The sequence below is a fragment of the Collinsella aerofaciens genome, assembly GCF_039758965.1.
Lineage (GTDB): Bacteria > Actinomycetota > Coriobacteriia > Coriobacteriales > Coriobacteriaceae > Collinsella > Collinsella aerofaciens_BR.
Map to the genome: position 1 here is coordinate 1 of NZ_JBDMSL010000023.1, position 16,260 is coordinate 16,260.

15 protein-coding genes and 1 riboswitch are annotated in these 16,260 nt (G+C 59.6%); of the genes, 5 read left to right on the forward strand and 10 right to left on the reverse strand.

The features are described from left to right. Window positions 1–171: 171 nt before the first annotated feature. From ABHU32_RS08080 to ABHU32_RS08105, 6 genes are all read right to left on the reverse strand, one after another. The gene (locus ABHU32_RS08080) at window positions 172–771 is read right to left on the reverse strand and encodes a tRNA (cytidine(34)-2'-O)-methyltransferase (protein ID WP_346979583.1); all 600 of its coding nucleotides are present in this window, start codon (window positions 769–771) and stop codon (window positions 172–174) included. 98 nt (window positions 772–869) lie between these two features. After that, a complete protein-coding gene (locus tag ABHU32_RS08085) occupies window positions 870–2,000 on the reverse strand; it encodes a CobW family GTP-binding protein (RefSeq protein WP_346979584.1) in 1,131 nt (376 codons plus the stop codon). An 86-nt stretch (window positions 2,001–2,086) separates the two neighbouring features. After that, window positions 2,087–2,428, reverse strand: coding sequence for an arsenate reductase family protein (locus ABHU32_RS08090; protein WP_006234522.1), 342 nt, complete (start codon window positions 2,426–2,428; stop codon window positions 2,087–2,089). A 17-nt stretch (window positions 2,429–2,445) separates the two neighbouring features. Next, a complete protein-coding gene (locus ABHU32_RS08095; RefSeq protein ID WP_346979607.1) occupies window positions 2,446–3,069 on the reverse strand; it encodes a flavodoxin family protein in 624 nt (207 codons plus the stop codon). Between the two features lie 111 nt (window positions 3,070–3,180). Then, the gene (locus tag ABHU32_RS08100) at window positions 3,181–4,710 is read right to left on the reverse strand and encodes a diguanylate cyclase domain-containing protein (protein WP_346979585.1); all 1,530 of its coding nucleotides are present in this window, start codon (window positions 4,708–4,710) and stop codon (window positions 3,181–3,183) included. A 127-nt stretch (window positions 4,711–4,837) separates the two neighbouring features. Beyond that, window positions 4,838–7,555 (reverse strand): bifunctional diguanylate cyclase/phosphodiesterase, encoded by a 2,718-nt coding sequence (locus ABHU32_RS08105; protein ID WP_346979586.1) that lies wholly within the window; start codon window positions 7,553–7,555, stop codon window positions 4,838–4,840. Window positions 7,556–7,878: 323 nt separating this feature from the next. On the opposite strand from ABHU32_RS08105, the gene ABHU32_RS08110 reads away from it, so the two are divergent. After that, a complete protein-coding gene (locus ABHU32_RS08110) occupies window positions 7,879–8,748 on the forward strand; it encodes a patatin-like phospholipase family protein (protein ID WP_346979587.1) in 870 nt (289 codons plus the stop codon). A 101-nt stretch (window positions 8,749–8,849) separates the two neighbouring features. Here ABHU32_RS08110 and ABHU32_RS08115 read toward each other — a convergent pair whose 3' ends face one another. Genes ABHU32_RS08115 through thiM form a run of 3 tightly spaced genes read right to left on the reverse strand, consistent with a single transcriptional unit; the run spans window position 8,850 to window position 10,726 of the window. After that, window positions 8,850–9,545 carry a thiamine phosphate synthase gene (locus tag ABHU32_RS08115; RefSeq protein ID WP_195544247.1) on the reverse strand — a complete coding sequence of 232 codons (696 nt, stop codon included), beginning with the start codon at window positions 9,543–9,545 and terminating at the stop codon, window positions 8,850–8,852. After that, the gene (locus tag ABHU32_RS08120) at window positions 9,542–9,883 is read right to left on the reverse strand and encodes a thiamine-binding protein (protein ID WP_260699032.1); all 342 of its coding nucleotides are present in this window, start codon (window positions 9,881–9,883) and stop codon (window positions 9,542–9,544) included. The genes ABHU32_RS08115 and ABHU32_RS08120 overlap by 4 nt, the downstream gene beginning before the upstream one ends. A 3-nt stretch (window positions 9,884–9,886) precedes the next feature. Further along, window positions 9,887–10,726: a hydroxyethylthiazole kinase gene (thiM, locus tag ABHU32_RS08125; RefSeq protein ID WP_346979588.1), complete on the reverse strand. Its 840-nt coding sequence runs from the start codon at window positions 10,724–10,726 to the stop codon at window positions 9,887–9,889. A 51-nt stretch (window positions 10,727–10,777) separates the two neighbouring features. Then, window positions 10,778–10,888, reverse strand: a riboswitch (TPP riboswitch). Between the two features lie 61 nt (window positions 10,889–10,949). Between thiM and ABHU32_RS08130 the strand changes: the two genes are divergently transcribed. The 4 genes from ABHU32_RS08130 (at window position 10,950) to ABHU32_RS08145 (ending at window position 15,511) form a co-directional block, all read left to right on the forward strand. Further along, the gene (locus ABHU32_RS08130) at window positions 10,950–11,858 is read left to right on the forward strand and encodes an HAD-IIB family hydrolase (protein WP_346979589.1); all 909 of its coding nucleotides are present in this window, start codon (window positions 10,950–10,952) and stop codon (window positions 11,856–11,858) included. 10 nt (window positions 11,859–11,868) lie between these two features. Further along, a complete protein-coding gene (locus ABHU32_RS08135) occupies window positions 11,869–12,765 on the forward strand; it encodes a LysR family transcriptional regulator (protein WP_346979590.1) in 897 nt (298 codons plus the stop codon). Window positions 12,766–12,920: 155 nt separating this feature from the next. After that, window positions 12,921–14,054, forward strand: coding sequence for a 5-methyltetrahydropteroyltriglutamate--homocysteine S-methyltransferase (locus ABHU32_RS08140; RefSeq protein ID WP_346979591.1), 1,134 nt, complete (start codon window positions 12,921–12,923; stop codon window positions 14,052–14,054). Between the two features lie 122 nt (window positions 14,055–14,176). Further along, on the forward strand, window positions 14,177–15,511 hold the full coding sequence (locus ABHU32_RS08145; RefSeq protein WP_346979592.1) for a uracil-xanthine permease family protein: 1,335 nt from the start codon (window positions 14,177–14,179) through the stop codon (window positions 15,509–15,511). Between the two features lie 61 nt (window positions 15,512–15,572). On the opposite strand, the gene ABHU32_RS08150 is transcribed toward ABHU32_RS08145, so the two are convergent. Continuing rightward, entirely contained in the window at window positions 15,573–16,238 is a 666-nt protein-coding gene (locus tag ABHU32_RS08150) for an alpha/beta hydrolase (protein ID WP_346979593.1), read from the reverse strand. Window positions 16,239–16,260: the final 22 nt, after the last annotated feature.

Here is a 16,260-nt window from a genome sequence, read left to right on the forward strand (position 1 = left end):
ACGGTGGCCATTATTCGGTGACCGGGATTGGTCAAAATCGTTTGACTATTAGCGGCTAAAATCGCCCGGCGCTAACATGTCCCTTTGCCGCATTTGATGTCAAAACCATTTTGTCGAGGACTAGAGAGTTTGAAAGTCTACCATTTCTACCCCGTCCCCTAATGGCAGGTTTTACATGCCGGCAAAGCCTGTTTGGCGCAGGGCTTCGTAGAGGACGATGGCGGCGCTGTTGGAGAGGTTGAGTGCGCTGATGCGGTAGTCGTCCGGATTGATGAAGTTGCCGCAGATATCCTGCTGGAGGATGGCCTCGTGGCTGTCCTCGGTATGCCCCAGCGATTCCTCGTGAGCTTCCCAAGCTTCGGCGTTATCGAGTGAGTCGCAATCGCGCAGCATCGGGATGCGCTCGCAACGCTCGGGCGCCGCGGCAAGCAGTGGCTCGGGAATGCCCGAGCTCTCGCTGCCAAAGACCAAGTAGTCGCCATCGCGGTAGGCACTCTGCGCATAGGTGCGGCGTGCCTTTTTGGTCAGCAGATGCAGGCGTTCGTCGGCAGGGGAGAGACCATTGCGTGCAAGGAAATCCTCCCAGCCGGCATAGGTGGTCACGTCCAAGTTTTGCCAGTAGCCCAGGCCGGCGCGACGTACTGTCTTGTCGTCGAGCGAAAAGCCCAGTGGCTCCACCAGATGTAGACGGGCGCCGGTGACCACGCAGGTACGGCCGATATTGCCCGTATTGGCCGGGATTTCGGGCGCATACAGCACAATGTTGAACATGAATCTCCTTGGCTCAGAACGAAAAACCACCACGAAGGGGACAGGCACCTTCGTGGTGGTTTGGCGGTTACGTAGCGGAAAAACCCGCTTGGATAAACCTAGGCGCGGTGCCAGTCGGTCAGGCAGGCATCGAGGGAGGCGATGAGCGCATCCTTGTCCATGTGACGGCCGATGATGCACAGGCTCGTCATGCGGTCGCCCGTCTCGTCGTCCCAAATCTGCATGATCTCGGGGTTCTCGTCGATGATCTTCTGCTTCTCGCCCTCGGGCGCCGAGTCGACAAACAGGCCGTTCTCCATCAGGCGCATCTGGTGGCCAGCCTGCTCAAACATGTAGCACATGTCCGGATCGCCGGTCTGCCACAACGGACCCTTGACGCGAATGACCTCGTCGGGCCACTCCTGCTCAACAAAATCGGTGAACTTCTGCAGGTCAAACGGCTTGCGGCGCGAGTAAACAAAGGTCTCGATGTCGTACTCGAGCACCTCAGGGTCATCGTGCTCCTCGGGATGCTCCATGGCATCGATCCAGGCGGCGGAATTGTAGGCGCGCATAAAGTCGAAGCGGTCGGTGTCGAGCAGCTCCTCCATGGGGACCTCGCCGTTTTGGGCCTCGACGATCACGGCATCTTTCTGCAGGCTGCGCACGATGGCCTTGAGCTCGGCGATCTGCTCAGGGCTCACGGTATCGGTCTTGTTGAGAATCAGCGTGGAGCAGAACTCGATCTGCTGGATGAGCAGGCTCTCGATGTCGTCCTCGTCGATATCCTTTGCCAGCAGGTCGCGACCGCCGTTGAACTCGTCGTACATGCGGGCGCAGTCGACCACGGCCACGATGTTGTCGAGCGCGAGCTTGGGCTCGCCGCCCACCTTGGCCTCGTCGCAGAAGCTCGAGATGGTGTAGGCGATGGGGATAGGCTCGCAAATACCCGATGCCTCGATGATGATGTAGTCGAAGTTGCCCGAATCGGCGATGCCCTGCAGCTGGTTGGCCAGGTCGTCCGAAAGCGTGCAGCAGATGCAGCCGTTGGTGAGCGGGATGAGGTCGTCGGTCTCGGAAAGGCCGCCGTCGGCGATAAGGCTGGCGTCGACATTGATCTCGCCGATGTCGTTGACGATCACGGCGGCGCGGATGCCGCCGTCGTTAGCGAGGATGTGGTTGAGCAGCGTGGTCTTGCCGGCACCGAGGTATCCGGTAAGCATGATGATCTTCACGGGTTTGTTGGGCATGTGCCCTCCTTTGTTAGACATGGCTTACAGTTGAATCTTATGCCAAACGCCTGCTCTTATACCCACGCGCCGGCAAATAACACAAGCTACTCCCAGGCTCCCCATACATCGGGGCAATAACCGACGGTGGCCTTCTTGCCGTTGCGCACGATGGGCTCGGCTAGAACCTGCTGGTTCTCGAGCAGCTTGTCGAAGCGCTGGCTAGGGGTGAGGTGCTGGATGAGCGCGAGTGTCTCCTCGTCCTTGGCTTTGGGGTTGAGCAGCTTGTCGATGCCGCCGACCGCCTGCATCACGCTCGTGAGCTCGCCCTTGCTCATCTCCTTTTCCTTAAGGTCGATAAACTGCACCTTAATGCGGCGCTCTTTGAAGAAGCGCTGTGCTTTCTTGGTATCGAAGGACTTTTTGGTGCCAAAAATCTGCACGTTCATGTATTTGTTCCGCCGTTCTACCTGATGAAGTTGGTCGTTGCTCGATCTGCCTCGGGTGCGTTGATACCGGCGGCCTGTCCTGCCTCGATGCAGCGCAGGAGCCAGGCCATGTTCTTGCCGATGTTGCGCATGGTGGCTAGGCCCTCAGCGTCCTGGGCGGCCTCGCCCGGCATGGCGCCAAACACGTTGTTCCAGTACGTTGAGGCAACCACGGGCATCTGGTTGATGGTGAAGTACTTGTTGAGCACATCGAAGGTGGTCGATGTACCGCCGCGACGGGCGACGGCGACGGCAGCGCCCGGCTTGTGTGCAAAGGCTTTGCCTCCGGCATAGAATGCGCGGTCGAGAGCCGAGAGGATGCGTCCGCTGGGGTGCGCGTAGTAGACGGGCGAGCCAAAGACAAAACCGTCGGCCTGCTCGGCGGCAGCGATCAGCTCGTTCACCACGTCGTCGTCAAAGGTGCAGCGTCCGCCAAGCTTGCCGCACTGACCGCAACCGATGCAATCGCGAATGGGCTTGGCGCCCAGCTGAAACGCCTCGGTATCAATGCCTTCGGCATTGAGCTGCTCGGCGACCTCGGCGAGTGCGCGGGCGGTGTTGCCGTTTGCCTTGGGGCTGCCATTGACCAAAAGAACCTTCATCACAAACTCCCTCTGCTTTTGGTGACTTCTGCAGAGGATTATCGCACGAGAGGGTAGATGGCGTGGGGCGCGATGTGAAACGGCTTGTGTTTCACATCGCGCCCCACGACGCTAGTTCAGCTTGGTGCCCGGTACTTGCGGTGCCTCTTTAAGCAACGCTTTGAGCTCGTTCAAAATGGAAACGGGTTGTCGATCGACAGCGTCCAGATGAAGCGTCGCCACACGAATGGGTGGCTGATATTCAAGCGAGCCGATAAGCACGGGCGAACCCAGGAAACGCTCGATTTCCTCTGCAATCGCATCGGTTTCTTCGGGATCAAAGTCATCGAAAAGCGCCACGAACGTTGGCCCCGTCGAGCGGAACAGGCGGCCCTTGCCGCGCGAACAATCCATGAGGCAGGCGGCGCTTTCGGCGAGCACACGGTCGCCTGCATCGAATCCAAAGCGGGCATTGACCTCGGCGATATCGTCGACCTTAATGGCAATAAAGCCTGCCTCGCGCGCCACGCGACGCATTTCGCCAATGGCGTTGACCAGCGCGTGGACATCGCCCAGGCCCGTTACCGAGTCGGTCGTATCCGCTAGGCTTCGGTTGACGATAATGCCCACATACATGCTGGGCTCGGTATCGGTGCCGTCCAAGCGGTAGCCCGTGCAGTCGCAAAGCACGTATTTTCCGGTGGCGTCCATTACGCGATACTGCATGTAGTGGAAGTGCCATGTGCCGTGTATCACCATGTCGAGCTCGGCGCGTACGTTGTCGCGGTCCTCGGGAGGAACGCGGGCGAGCCACATGTCGAGTGAGTTAAAAGGGTGCTGGGAGGGCAGGTCAAAATCGCGCACGGCGTTAACCGACCATTGCGATTCGCCCGTATCGAGATTGAGGATAAACGGATAGCGCGTCTCGGAGCTCATGGAGATCGCTTGGAATACGCGGTCGTTGCAGGGAAGCTGATCGACGATTGGGCGTTGCGGGGCGTCATCGTCTTTCGGTTGCTGCACACGATGCATAAGCTTATAGCGATACATCTTGCGATCGGCATCCATCGTCATCTGGCGACGCGTGTCGCCAGCAAGTGGATCGACGCGCGAGCAGCCAAAGCTAAAGCTGGCGATCATGGGCGCCTTGCCACCTGAGCTCGCCTCGACCAGCCCGGCGCGTATCTGCTCCAAGCGCTGCTCGAGTTCAGTCTCGTTTGCGGAGAGCGAGATGAGCACAAACTCGTCTCCACCGATACGGAACAGCATCTCATCGTGCTCCATGGTTTCGGAGAGCGTGCGGCAGATGCTCAGAATATAGCGATTGCCTTCGGCGTGGCCAAACCTATCATTGCAATGCTTGAGATGGTCGATGTCAATATAGGCGCAGGTGAAGGGGTCGCCTTTGCGCCAGAGCTGCTCGACGTGACGGTCGAATCCGTTGCGGTTGCCCAAGTTGGTGAGCGGGTCGATATAGGCGTTGCGCTCAAGCAGCCGGCGCTCTTGTTGCAGGATGGCATGCGTCTTTTGCAGTTGCTCGCCAACGGCGCGTAGCTCAGCAGGCAGCGCGGCAACATCGAGTTCGGCGGTCGAGATGCCATTTGCAAGTCGCTGAAGATAGACAATAATCGATTGCTCGCCCATGCGGTACGACTTGTTCATGATGGATAACCTCCTTGGGCGGAACAATGGTTTGTATCATATCCCCAATTCGGGTTGAATTGGGGATATAAGTTAGCTAATGGAGGCAAATTCCCCCTTCGGCGGTGGCGTTTTGCGCGCGAGCGTATCAGTTGTTATTGCCACCATCGAGCAATGCCTCAAAATCCTTCGCCGGCATGGGACGGTAGTAGAGGAAGCCCTGAGCGTAGCGGGCGCCCATTTGTCGTAGCATGTTTGCCTGCTCGTTTGTCTCGACGCCTTCAACCACGACGGGCAGATGGAGCGACTGCGCCATCTCGAGCATCGATGACACGATCTGCGCGCTGCGGCCTTGATCGCGGTCGGTGGGCACAAAGGTGCGGTCGAGCTTGATGACGTCGACGTTGACGTTCTTGAGCATCGCGAGCGTGGACTGGCCGGTGCCAAAATCGTCCATGTAGGTCGAGAAGCCACGGGTGTGCAGATCCGCGGTCAGCTTATCCACGGCCTCGGACTCTCCGGTATAGGCGGTCTCGGTGATCTCGATGTGCATGAGTTCGGGCGGCAGGTTGTACTGGGCGGCGAGCGACCCCATATGCTCGGCGACATCGCAGGCAAGAATGTCTACGCGCGACACATTGAGGGAGATCGGAACCACGCGAAGTCCTCGATTGAGGCGCTCGCGGAGCCACATGGCGACGCCCTGCCAAACATATTTGTCGAGCGTCACTACAAAGCCGCTTTCCTCGAGTGCGGGGATAAACGTTGCGGGCGAAATGAGAGAGCCGTCCTTGTCAATCCAGCGGGTGAGTGCTTCGGCGCCAATAATCTCACCGGTTTCCATATCGACCCGTGGCTGCAAGTGGTAGGTAATACGACCATCTGAGAGCGCGTACTGGAATTCGGCCAGCGTGCGGTGGAACGCGACTTCGCGCTCGTACTCCGCGGGGCAGAAAATGGCAATGCGCTCCTTAAAGTCGTTTTTTGCGCGTTGATTGGTAAACGTGGCCTTCGCCTGCGCATCGATGGTGATTTCCTCATTGGAGTCGATGGGGTAAACGCCCATGGACGGCCAAAAACCTACGCCGTCATCATGCCTGGCTACTGCCTCGCGAACGCGGTTGTAGATTTGATGGACGGTGATGTGCCTAAAGGGAATGAGTACGCAAAAGTCATCTTGGCCCCAGTACCCTGCGACGCCCATGCCGGCATTCTCGATGTCCTTGAGGACCGTGCCCACATCGGCAAGCAGGCGGTCGCCTTCGGCCTGTCCATACCATTCGTTAAACAGGCGCATGTGGCCCATGTCGACCGTGGCGATGCACCAGGCGCCGTCGCGCCTTGCCTCGAGAAAAGCGTTGGCGCGCCGCATAAACTCGCTGGGTCGATAGAGGCCCGTGAGCGAGTCGATACGTTCGGCGATGGCGCTTTTGCGCTCAGCCTCGGGTATGGGGAGGCTGTCGTTGGGAACAAGCCCGCCGGCCGTGCGAAGGCGACGGTCGAGTTCGCCTAAAACGGCGGTCGCCTGATGGGTTAAGTGTTCGTAAAAGGCCGGGACGACAAGACAGACGGGAGTAATGGTGTCGCCCGCGATTTGCACAGGAGCGAAAACGGCCTCTTTAAGGTGGTGGGTCAGTTGCTCGAATGCCTCGTGGTCCAGGTCGTTGCTGAGCACGACGAACTGGACGCTACGTGAACGGTAGACCCTGCTCCTGCCGCGGGTGATCGACAGCATGCGGCCTGCGTATTCGGCGAGCATGTTGTCGACAGCCTCGGCTCCGTAGAGCTCGTTGAGCTTTGTCGTGCCACGAACGCGCACCGCTATAAGCCCTGTCTCGCAACGATCGCGGCGGCAGGCGTCGATGGCATTGACCAACATGCGCTGGGTGCCGAGGCCTGTCGCGGCGTCGACGGTTTCGGCAAGTGAGTGGTTGACGAGCTCGCCGACATAGAGCGAGGGGACATTTTCGTCGCCGTCGATGCGAAACCCGCGAGCACGGCAGAGGACGTAGTCGCCGACGGCATTGCGCACACGATACTGCATGACGCGACGGTGCTTGGTGCTGTTATAGACCTGGTCGATGTCGTTGATGTAGGCCTCAAGGTCATCGGGATGCACGCGCGTTTTCCAGTAATCGCGACAGTTGTCTATGTGCTCCGAGGGAAGGCCAAGATCGCGCAAGGCACCTTGTGACCAAAGGGTGCGATGTTTGTCCAAGTTCTCGATAAAGAAATAGCGGCCCTCGTTGAGCATCGAAAAGGCGTCGAAAATGCGATCGCTAATTTCGAAGTCGTCGGCGTGGACTTGCGTGATATTGCGTCGATCAAGGTGCATGGCATGACGTAACTTGTAGTCGTACATGCGATGGTCGGCATCGAGCGTCATGCGATTGGGGGCTTCGCCCAGGGCGGGGTCGGCATGCGACACTCCATAGCTAAACGAGTGAGGCATCTCGGAATCGTTGTTTTTGAGCAGGACCGTTCGGCAGTGTTCCAGACGTTCGGCGAGGTCGTCCTCGGTCGCAATCGTAGATAGGATGGCAAACTCGTCGCCGCCTATGCGAAACGCCGCTTCGTCCACTCTCATATACAGCTTGAGATAGAGGCTTACCTGCAAAATATAGCGGTTGCCCTCGTCATGGCCAAAGACGTCGTTGCAGTGCTTGAGATTGTCGATATCGATGTACGCCATGGTAACGGGGGTGTCCTGCTCCCAGAGCTCCTCGAGGGAACGGGCAAAACCGCCGCGGTTGCCAAGTCCGGTAAGCTGGTCGGTGAAGGCGGTCCTAATCAGATCATCCTGACGCTCGAGAAGGTCGCGAAAGGTCTTTTCGAGCGTTTCGGTGTAATTGCTGACAGTATCCATGTCGTAAGCGGCTTTCTGGGGTCGGGCGAATTGCGTCGGGCGAGCTCGTTGTGCACACGCGTTGTTGTTCGGCGCTTTGCGTGTATCCAGGCCCCCGCCTCGCTGCGTTGTTGGGTTAATTTACCGGCTAATGTTCGCTGTTGATAACTGCTGAGTAGTATAAACAACAGTGCAGAATTATATATGGGTGCACATGCTGTGGGCGGCTATTATTCGACAAACGGTAGCGCGACGATGCGATGTCCGATAAAAATGCGACTGGGGTGGTATATGTTGACGGGTATACTTGTTCCGGTTTTAAACGCAGGAACGGAGATGGTCGCATGGCACAGCCGGATACGACGCGCACGGTGGGGCTCGCGCTCGAGGGAGGCGGCTACCGCGGTATGTATACGGCGGGCGTGCTCGACGTTTGGATGGAGCACGGTTTGACCTGCGACCATATGGTGGGTGTCTCGGCGGGCGCGGCGTTTGGCTACAACTTTAAATCGCGCCAGATCGGACGCGCCATTCGCTACAACAAGGCCTATTGTGCCGACAAGCGCTATGCGGGTGTAGCAAGCTGGCTGCGGACCGGCGACATGTTCAATGCCGATTTTGCCTATCACGAGGTGCCTATCGAGCGCGATCCCATTGACTTGGAGGCGTATCGCGCCTGTCCCATGCGGTTTACGTGCGTGTGCACCGATATCGAGACGGGCAAGGCCGTCTACCACGACCTGCCCTATGGCGACGAGAGGGATATCGAGTGGATTCGGGCGTCATCGGCGATTCCCGTGGCGACGCGTCCCGTTGCTATTGACGGGCATAAGTATCTGGATGGTGGCGTGGCTGATTCTATTCCCAGTGCATGGCTGTTTGCGCAGGGGTATGACCGCAATATCGTGGTACTCACGCAGCCGGCGGGCTTTGTAAAGCAGCCCAACAGCGTGATGCCCATGCTGCGTCGCGTGTTCCGTCACTACCCGGAGTTTGTCGCAGCGCTTGAGCATCGGCATGAGGTCTACAATGCCACGCTCGATGACCTGGCACGTCGTGAGGCCGCCGGCGAGGTCTTTGTGGTGCGGCCGAGCGAATCGGTGAAGGTGCCGTCACTATGCCGCGAGCCCGATGAGCTCGAGCGCATCTATCAGATCGGCCGCCACGATGCAGAGGTGACCTTACCGGCGTTGGAAGCGTACCTGGCGGGGTAAGGGTCGCATGCGGAAAGCGCATCCCGGAATGGAGGTCCAAACTGGGATGCGCTTTCCATTGCTGAAGATGTGAGGCTGCGAATCGGCTGCTCGGCTTATGGCTATGCCTGCTGCCAGGTGTCGACAAGCTCCTTGGCCGCGGCGTAGGGGTCATCGGCGCTGCAGACGGCGCTCACCACAAAGAAGCCGTTGACGCCGGTGGCCTTAAGCTGCGGCAGGTCGGCCGTCTTGACGCCGCCGCCCACCACGATGGGCACGGGGCTTGCCGCGTGGAGTGCGGCTAGGTCCTCAAAGCTTTTGGTGATGATGGAGCCGTCGGCCGCGCGTCCGCAATCGCGCTTGGTCTCGGTCTCGTGGAGTGGGCCGATGCCCAGGTAGTCGACCAGACTCATGTCGGCGGTCTTGACGTACTCGAGCATCTCCTCGCAACGGGCCGAAAGGCCCACGATGGCGTCGGGGCCCAGCAACTTGCGACAGACCTCGACGGGAATATCGCTTTGGCCCACGTGCACGCCGTCGACGGCAATACCCTGCTCGCGTGCGGCAAGCACACAGTCAAGGCGGTCGTCGATGAGCAAGGCAACCTGACCGGTCTTGCCGGCCTGAGCGATTGCCTGCGCGGCGTCACCGGTCAGCGCAATGATCTCGCGGGCGCTTGCCACCTTGGAGCGCACCTGGATGCAGGTAAAGCCGGCGTCGAGCGCCTGGGCCACCACATCGCCCACGGGGCGCCCGAGCGTGTTTTCGGGGCCGAGTACCAGATAGGCCGAGATATCAAGGTTGTCGCGGATGCTCATCGTGCTTCCTCCTGCTTTTTGATCTGTGCTTCCATGCGCTCGAGCTTGCCGGTCATGGTGTCGGTAAATCCGGGCCGGATATCGGCTTTGAGCACGACTTCGGTGCGGATGCCCTTGCTCGCCAACACAAAGGTTGCGTCGCGCACGACCTGCATGACCTCGTCCCAGTCGCCCTCGATCTCGGTGAACATCGAGGTGGTGCGGTTGGGAAGGCCGCTCTCGCGTATGACGCGCACGACCTCGGCGACCTCGGCGGAGAGCTCATCGCCGGTGCCGCACGGGGCGATGGCCACGGCGACGAGCGTGTTCATGCCGGTATTGGTTGTGGGCTCGGACATGGCCTATGCCTCCTCGAGCTCGAGTCGGTTATCGGCGATGTCTTGGGCGGTCGCGCGGTAGAGCTCATCGATAAAGGCAACCTTAAAGCTTGCCGGGGCATCGGCGACAGCGGCGGCACGCGTGCCGGCGACGTTGTAGACGGCGGTACCGCAGACGGCTGCCGTAAACGGGTCGGCGGCGCAGGCATACACGGCCAGCACGCCGCCCTGCGAGCAGCCGCAACCGGTAATCTTGGACATGAGCGGGCTGCCGCCGTGGGACTTGGCCACGGTTGTGCCGTCGGTAATCAGGTCGACTTCGCCCGAGACCACAACGGCGCCGCCGGTGTAGCGGGCGAGCGCCACGGCGGCATCGCGGGCAGCGTCTACCGTGTCGGTGGTATCGACACCGCGCACGCGGCTCAGATCGGCCGCCTCGCCCTCAAGACCCCACAGGCCGGCGAGCGCGATGATCTCGGAGGCGTTGCCGCGCACGATGGCGGGCTTGTACTGCTTGAGTTCGTTTACCAACTGGGTGCGCAGACTACCGATACCCAGGCCCACCGGATCGAGCACCCAGGGCTTGCCGGCGTCGTGTGCCGCCTTGGCCGCGCGGGGAATCGTTTGCTCGTAGATGGGGAAGAGCGTGCCCATATTGAGATAGATGGCGCCGCCGCCGGCAACGAGCGCCTCGCCCTCGTCGGGCAGATAGACCATGGCGGCCGATCCGCCCACGGCGAGCTGTGCGTTGGCGACAAAGTCGATCGTCACCGTGTTGGTGATGGAACCGGCCATCGGATTGGTGGCGCGAATCTCCTCCACGGCCTTGATCACATGTTGCTTAAGCTGTTCCGAATCAATCACTGCACATGCCTCCTTGGCATAGAAAAGGGGCGCTGTGCATAGACAGCGCCCCTGTAAAGGCGGCATGCTCCCTACGCCAGCATTAACTGACAGGTTCAAAGGATTGGGCCCCATGCCCTCTCAGCCTTGTGGTTTGCACCGCCGGCACTCCCGCATCGAATCTGTTGTTCCCTATACTAGCGCACCGTTACAATGGATACGGTGAAAATGACTGGGGGACTCTATGATCAAACTTGTGCTGACCGATATGGACGATACGCTGATTCCAGCCGGGCATGACGGCGCCAGCGACTACGCCATTGAGGGTATTCATGCCATGCAGGCGGCGGGTCTGCACTTTGGGCCGGTTTCGGGTCGTCAGCCGTCCGCGATGGGCTGGATGTTCAAAAACCGTTCCGAGTGTTTTTCGACCGGTGCGTTCTGTAACGGCCAGGTGATGTTTGTCGACGGCGAAGCAGTCGCTTCGCGTGCAATCGACAACGATGCTCTGATGCGTTTGGCCGACTATCTGGAGCAAGAGACCGATGATACGTATCTGAAGGTCTACAGCCTGGGTGACGACTTTTGGGATAACGATGCCTACTGCGTGACGAGCGATCCCGAGCGCGTTCGTCGCGCCATGGAGTCGGGCGGTAATGCGTGGCTCAAAGGCGAAGAGGCCCCGTGCCGTCCTGTTGTCGATGGCGCGCCGGTGTTTAAGGCGAATATCTGGAGTGCCCGTTCGCGTGAGGAGCTCGCGGAGCTACGCGAGCGCGTTGCCGTTGAGGTACCGGAACTTTCGCTTGTGTTTCCCAACAACCGAGTGCGCCTGTTCGACATCCTTCCGGATGGTTGGGACAAGGGCTGCGCTGCGCTGGAGCTGGCGCGCGCCTTGGGCCTGACGCCCGATGAGGTGGCCGTATTTGGCGATTCCGATAACGATCTGCCCATGATCGGTGCCGTTCCCAACTCCGTTGCAGTCGCCAATGCCAACGAGGCCGTCACTGCTGCCGCGCGCTGGCATATCGGCGCTGCGGCAGACGATGCGGTTGCCGGGGCTCTGCATCAGATTGCCGCCTGCGCCGCGACGGGGGAGATGCCGCCGTTTATGCGTCAGATGGATGCGGTGGGTTCGGGTATCGCGGACGTCTAGGGAGGCCATCATGAAGCTCCAGCAGCTCAGATATGTCGTCAAAGTTGCCGAATGCGGCAGCATCACCGAGGCCTCGCGCCGGCTCTTTGTGTCGCAGCCTTCGATTACCGCATCGATTCGCGATCTCGAAAACGAGATGGGCGTGCACATCTTTGAGCGCACTAACAAGGGCGTCGTTGTGTCCGAGGAAGGTGAGACCTTCTTGGGCTATGCGCGCCAGGTACTCGACCAGGCCGACCTGCTCGAGGGCAAGTACAAGGGCGCATCCGAGCAGGTGCCGCACTTTAGTGTGAGCTGCCAGCATTATTCCTTTGCCGTTAACGCGTTTGTTGACGTGATTCGTGAGTTCGATGCCGCGCGTTACGACTTTACCCTGCGCGAGGAGCAAACCCACGAGATTATCGAGGATGTCGCGCACATGAAAAGCGAGCTGGGCATCCTATATCTGTCCGAGCACAACCGCGAGGTCATCGAGCGCATGCTGGTGGCCAACGAGCTCGTGTTCGAAGGACTCTTCTGCGCCACGCCGCATGTCTTCGTCTGCGCCGACCATCCGCTGGCGGACCGCTCCAGCGTGACGCTCGAGGATCTGGAAGACTACCCGTTCCTGTCCTACGAGCAGGGCAGCTACAACTCGTTTTACTATTCCGAGGAGCTGACCTCGACGTTCGAGCGTCGCAAAAATATCCGCGTGCGCGACCGTGCGACGTTGTTCAATTTGGCCATGGGCCTCAACGGCTACACGGTATGCTCGGGCGTGATCAGCCACGAGCTCAACGGCCCCGGCATTATCTCGATTCCGCTCGACGTGGACGAGTACATGGAGATTGGCATCATCACGCGCAAGAACACGACGCTTACGCGCTACGGTCGGGCCTATATCGACGCGATTCGTCAGCATATCTAGGCTGCTGTGCTCCGCACGGTTCAAGTCTCTTTATGACAGTCCAGACTGATATAGGAAACATCTATATCAAACTGTTATAAACGTATATTTTACGATGGTCATATGAGCGCTCATACTCTGTCCCAGTAAAGCAACCAATGCAAAGGGAGATATCTATGAGCATTTCGATTCAACCGAACGCGCCGTTTCGCGCCGATATCGTCGGCAGCTTTCTTCGTCCGCAGGCTGTAAAGGACGCCCGTGCCGCCTATGTCGCGGGTAAACTCGACGCTTCCGGCCTTAAGGCCGTCGAGGACGATGCCATTCGCGATTTGGTGGTCAAGCAGAAGGCCGCCGGCCTGCAGGTGATCACCGATGGCGAGTTCCGTCGCAGCTACTGGCACCTCGATTTTATGTGGGGCCTTAACGGCATTGAGCGCCGCACCTCACGCACGGGTTATATGTTCCATGACGAGGAGACGACGGCCGACACCGCCGTGGTTACTGGTCCCATTAGCGGCGAGAACCACCCGTTCGTCGAGCATTTTAAGTTCGTCAAGGCGCTTGAGGGGGAGGGCCAGGTCGCACGCCAGACCATTCCGGCGCCGATCCAGACGTTCTCTGAGGTCACACTCGATCGCTGCGACGGCCAGCAGGAGAGCCTGCGCGCTGTCTATAAGACCGATGAGGAACTTGCCGACGCCATTGCGGCCGCTTATCGCACGGTGATCACCGACCTGTACGCAGCAGGCTGCCGCAACATCCAGTTTGATGACTGCACCTGGGGCATCTATTGCGATACCGACTTTGTGTCCAAGACCGGCATGAGCCCGGTCGACCTGCAAAAGGTAAGCGAGCTGGGCGTGGCGCTCAACAACGCCGCCTTCGAGGGCAAGCCCGACGATCTGGTTATCAACACGCACGTGTGCCGCGGCAACTACCATTCCACCTATGCCTTTGAGGGCGGCTACGACCCCATCGCGCCGTACCTGTTCGCACATGAGAATGTCGATGCGTTCTATCTGGAGTTCGACACACCCCGCGCCGGCGGCTTTGAGCCGCTCAAGTACGTTGCCCCCGGCAAGAAGGTGGTGCTGGGACTGGTCACTACAAAGGCGGCTGAGCTTGAGGACGAAGACGTTATCGTCGAACGTATCCACGAGGCCACAAAGTATGTGCCGCTCGAGAATCTGTACCTGTCGCCCCAGTGCGGCTTTGCCAGTTGCGAGATTGGCAACAAGCTGACCGAGGACGAGCAGTGGGCGAAGATCGCGCTGGTCAAGCGCATTGCCGAGCGCGTTTGGAAGTAACGCTACCGTTTGCAGGTGACGGCGCGTGCGAGACGTGGCGTATCGCGTACAATGGTTCGGATTGTATCGTTCGGGCAGGTTATCCGCTATGCCCGAGCGCCCTTCCATTCGAAAGGACATCCATGTCCCAATCCTCGACGCCCGCCGTCACCGATGCCATCTACGATGCATCGTCGCTTGGCCGCCCGCGCATGTTCCTGCTCGGTCTGCAGCACCTGTTTGCCATGTTTGGCGCCACGGTGCTGGTGCCCGTGCTCACCGGTCTCTCGGTTTCGGCGACGCTTTTGTTTGCCGGCTTGGGAACGCTGCTGTTCCACTTCCTGTCGCGCGGAAAGGTGCCGGCATTTTTGGGCTCATCGTTTGCCTTTATTGCCGGTTATGCCGCAATCGCGCCCAACGGCGAGACCGAGCTTTTGCCTTACGCCTGTCTGGGCGTAGCTTGTGCCGGCCTGCTCTATCCGGTGCTGGCGGCCCTGTTCCGCGCCTTTGGCGCCAAGCGCGTTATGCGCTTCTTCCCGCCGGTGGTGACTGGCCCTATCGTCATTTCCATCGGTCTGATCCTGGCAAGCTCCGCCATTGCCAACTGCCAGACCAATTGGTTCGTCGCCGTTATCGCCGTGGCAGTGATCGTCATCTGCAACATCTGGGGCCGCGGCATGGTCAAGATCGTGCCGATCCTGCTGGGCGTTGCGGTGAGCTATGCCGTTGCGACTGCGCTCGGCGAGGTTGATTTCTCGGGCGTTGCCGCCGCTCCGTGGGTCGGTCTGCCCATCGTGTGGGACAACACCGTGTTTGCACTCTTTGGGCCGCAGTTCGATAGCGGTCTTGCCACGACGGCCATCATCACCATCATGCCGCTGGCCTTTGCGACCATGATCGAGCATATCGGTGATATCTCGGCTATTGGCTCCACTTGCGAGCGTAACTACATCGCCGACCCCGGCCTGCACCGCACGCTGCTCGGTGATGGTCTTGCCACGATTCTGGCTTCGCTCTTTGGCGCTCCGGCCAACACCACGTATGGCGAGAACACCGGCGTGCTTGCCCTGACGCGTGTGTTTGACCCGCGCGTGATTCGCATTGCCGCGTGCTGCGCTATCGTGCTTTCGTTCTGCCCCAAGTTCGCTGCCGTGATTGCCGCCATGCCGGCGTGTGTAATCGGCGGCGTGTCGCTTGTGCTTTATGGCATGATCAGCGCCGTGGGTGTTCGCAACCTCATCGAGAACCAGGTCGATTTCCAGAACAACCGCAACGTGCTGGTTGCCGCTCTGGTACTCGTGCTATCGCTCGGCATTGCCTATAGCACCGCCGGTGCCATCGTGCTGGAGCTGGGCGGCGTGACGATTTCGCTTTCCGGCCTTGCCGTGGGCTCGCTGGTGGGTATCGTGCTCAACGCGATTCTGCCGGGTAATGATTTTGAGTTTGATGTCTCCGAGCTTGAGGAGGCTGCTGAGTAGCAGCTGCGTTCAGCTAAAACAAGATATGGTGCCCATGCGTATATGCGTGTGGGCACCATTTTTAATGTGTCAGTATCCAGTGGATGCCGCGGGCCATGCGTAAGTCGGTTTGGGCAAAGTGATTGCCGGGGTTGAGCTCCAGCGTTGTTGGAATGCCGCGCTCGACGAGCAACGCTTCCATCGCGCGTGTGTCGTCGAGTACATGCCGCATCATGCGGTTGGGCGTCTTGGTTTCCTTTTTGCCGAGTGACAGGTAGACGGCTTGCGGGCTGCCGGCAAAAGGGGCCGTGCTGGCACGGTCGACAAAGTCGGGAAACCATAGCGACCCCGATGCGCTCGCGGCGCGGTCAAAGGCGTCGGTTTGCCAGAGGGACCAGAGTGCGAAGAGGCCCGCGAGCGAGTAACCGGCAATGCCGCGCCAGGTGGGCGGCTGAGGAAGCGACGACTCGACCTGGGGGATTATCTGATTCAGCAGCTCATCAAGAAAATCGGCAGCTTGGCCGCCGAAAGGCTCGACATCGCGTACGGTCCCGTCGCATGCCCAGGGGCTCAGCTCGCGATTCCAATCGAGCCCGCCAATGGTGACGAGGGCGAATGGCGGACAGTCGAGCTCTCGGCAACACTTATAAACCTCGCTGCCGTCGCCCACGACCACAGGAAGGTAGATGACAGGCGCGCTTTCCGTATGATTCGAATAAACGGTTATCTGCTTTTGATGCGCTTCCATGACGGGCTTCTCTCAGTGTTGT

Excerpts from the sequence above, each read along its gene's own strand:
- ABHU32_RS08080 (WP_346979583.1), bottom strand. The coding sequence starts at position 771 with ATGTTCAACATTGTGCTGTATGCGCCCGAAATCCCGGCCAATACGGGC.
- ABHU32_RS08085 (WP_346979584.1), bottom strand. The coding sequence starts at position 2,000 with ATGCCCAACAAACCCGTGAAGATCATCATGCTTACCGGATACCTCGGT.
- ABHU32_RS08090 (WP_006234522.1), bottom strand. The coding sequence starts at position 2,428 with ATGAACGTGCAGATTTTTGGCACCAAAAAGTCCTTCGATACCAAGAAA.
- ABHU32_RS08095 (WP_346979607.1), bottom strand. The coding sequence starts at position 3,069 with ATGAAGGTTCTTTTGGTCAATGGCAGCCCCAAGGCAAACGGCAACACC.
- ABHU32_RS08100 (WP_346979585.1), bottom strand. The coding sequence starts at position 4,710 with ATGAACAAGTCGTACCGCATGGGCGAGCAATCGATTATTGTCTATCTT.
- ABHU32_RS08105 (WP_346979586.1), bottom strand. The coding sequence starts at position 7,555 with ATGGATACTGTCAGCAATTACACCGAAACGCTCGAAAAGACCTTTCGC.
- ABHU32_RS08110 (WP_346979587.1), top strand. The coding sequence starts at position 7,879 with ATGGCACAGCCGGATACGACGCGCACGGTGGGGCTCGCGCTCGAGGGA.
- ABHU32_RS08115 (WP_195544247.1), bottom strand. The coding sequence starts at position 9,545 with ATGAGCATCCGCGACAACCTTGATATCTCGGCCTATCTGGTACTCGGC.
- ABHU32_RS08120 (WP_260699032.1), bottom strand. The coding sequence starts at position 9,883 with ATGTCCGAGCCCACAACCAATACCGGCATGAACACGCTCGTCGCCGTG.
- ABHU32_RS08130 (WP_346979589.1), top strand. The coding sequence starts at position 10,950 with ATGATCAAACTTGTGCTGACCGATATGGACGATACGCTGATTCCAGCC.
- ABHU32_RS08135 (WP_346979590.1), top strand. The coding sequence starts at position 11,869 with ATGAAGCTCCAGCAGCTCAGATATGTCGTCAAAGTTGCCGAATGCGGC.
- ABHU32_RS08140 (WP_346979591.1), top strand. The coding sequence starts at position 12,921 with ATGAGCATTTCGATTCAACCGAACGCGCCGTTTCGCGCCGATATCGTC.
- ABHU32_RS08145 (WP_346979592.1), top strand. The coding sequence starts at position 14,177 with ATGTCCCAATCCTCGACGCCCGCCGTCACCGATGCCATCTACGATGCA.
- ABHU32_RS08150 (WP_346979593.1), bottom strand. The coding sequence starts at position 16,238 with ATGGAAGCGCATCAAAAGCAGATAACCGTTTATTCGAATCATACGGAA.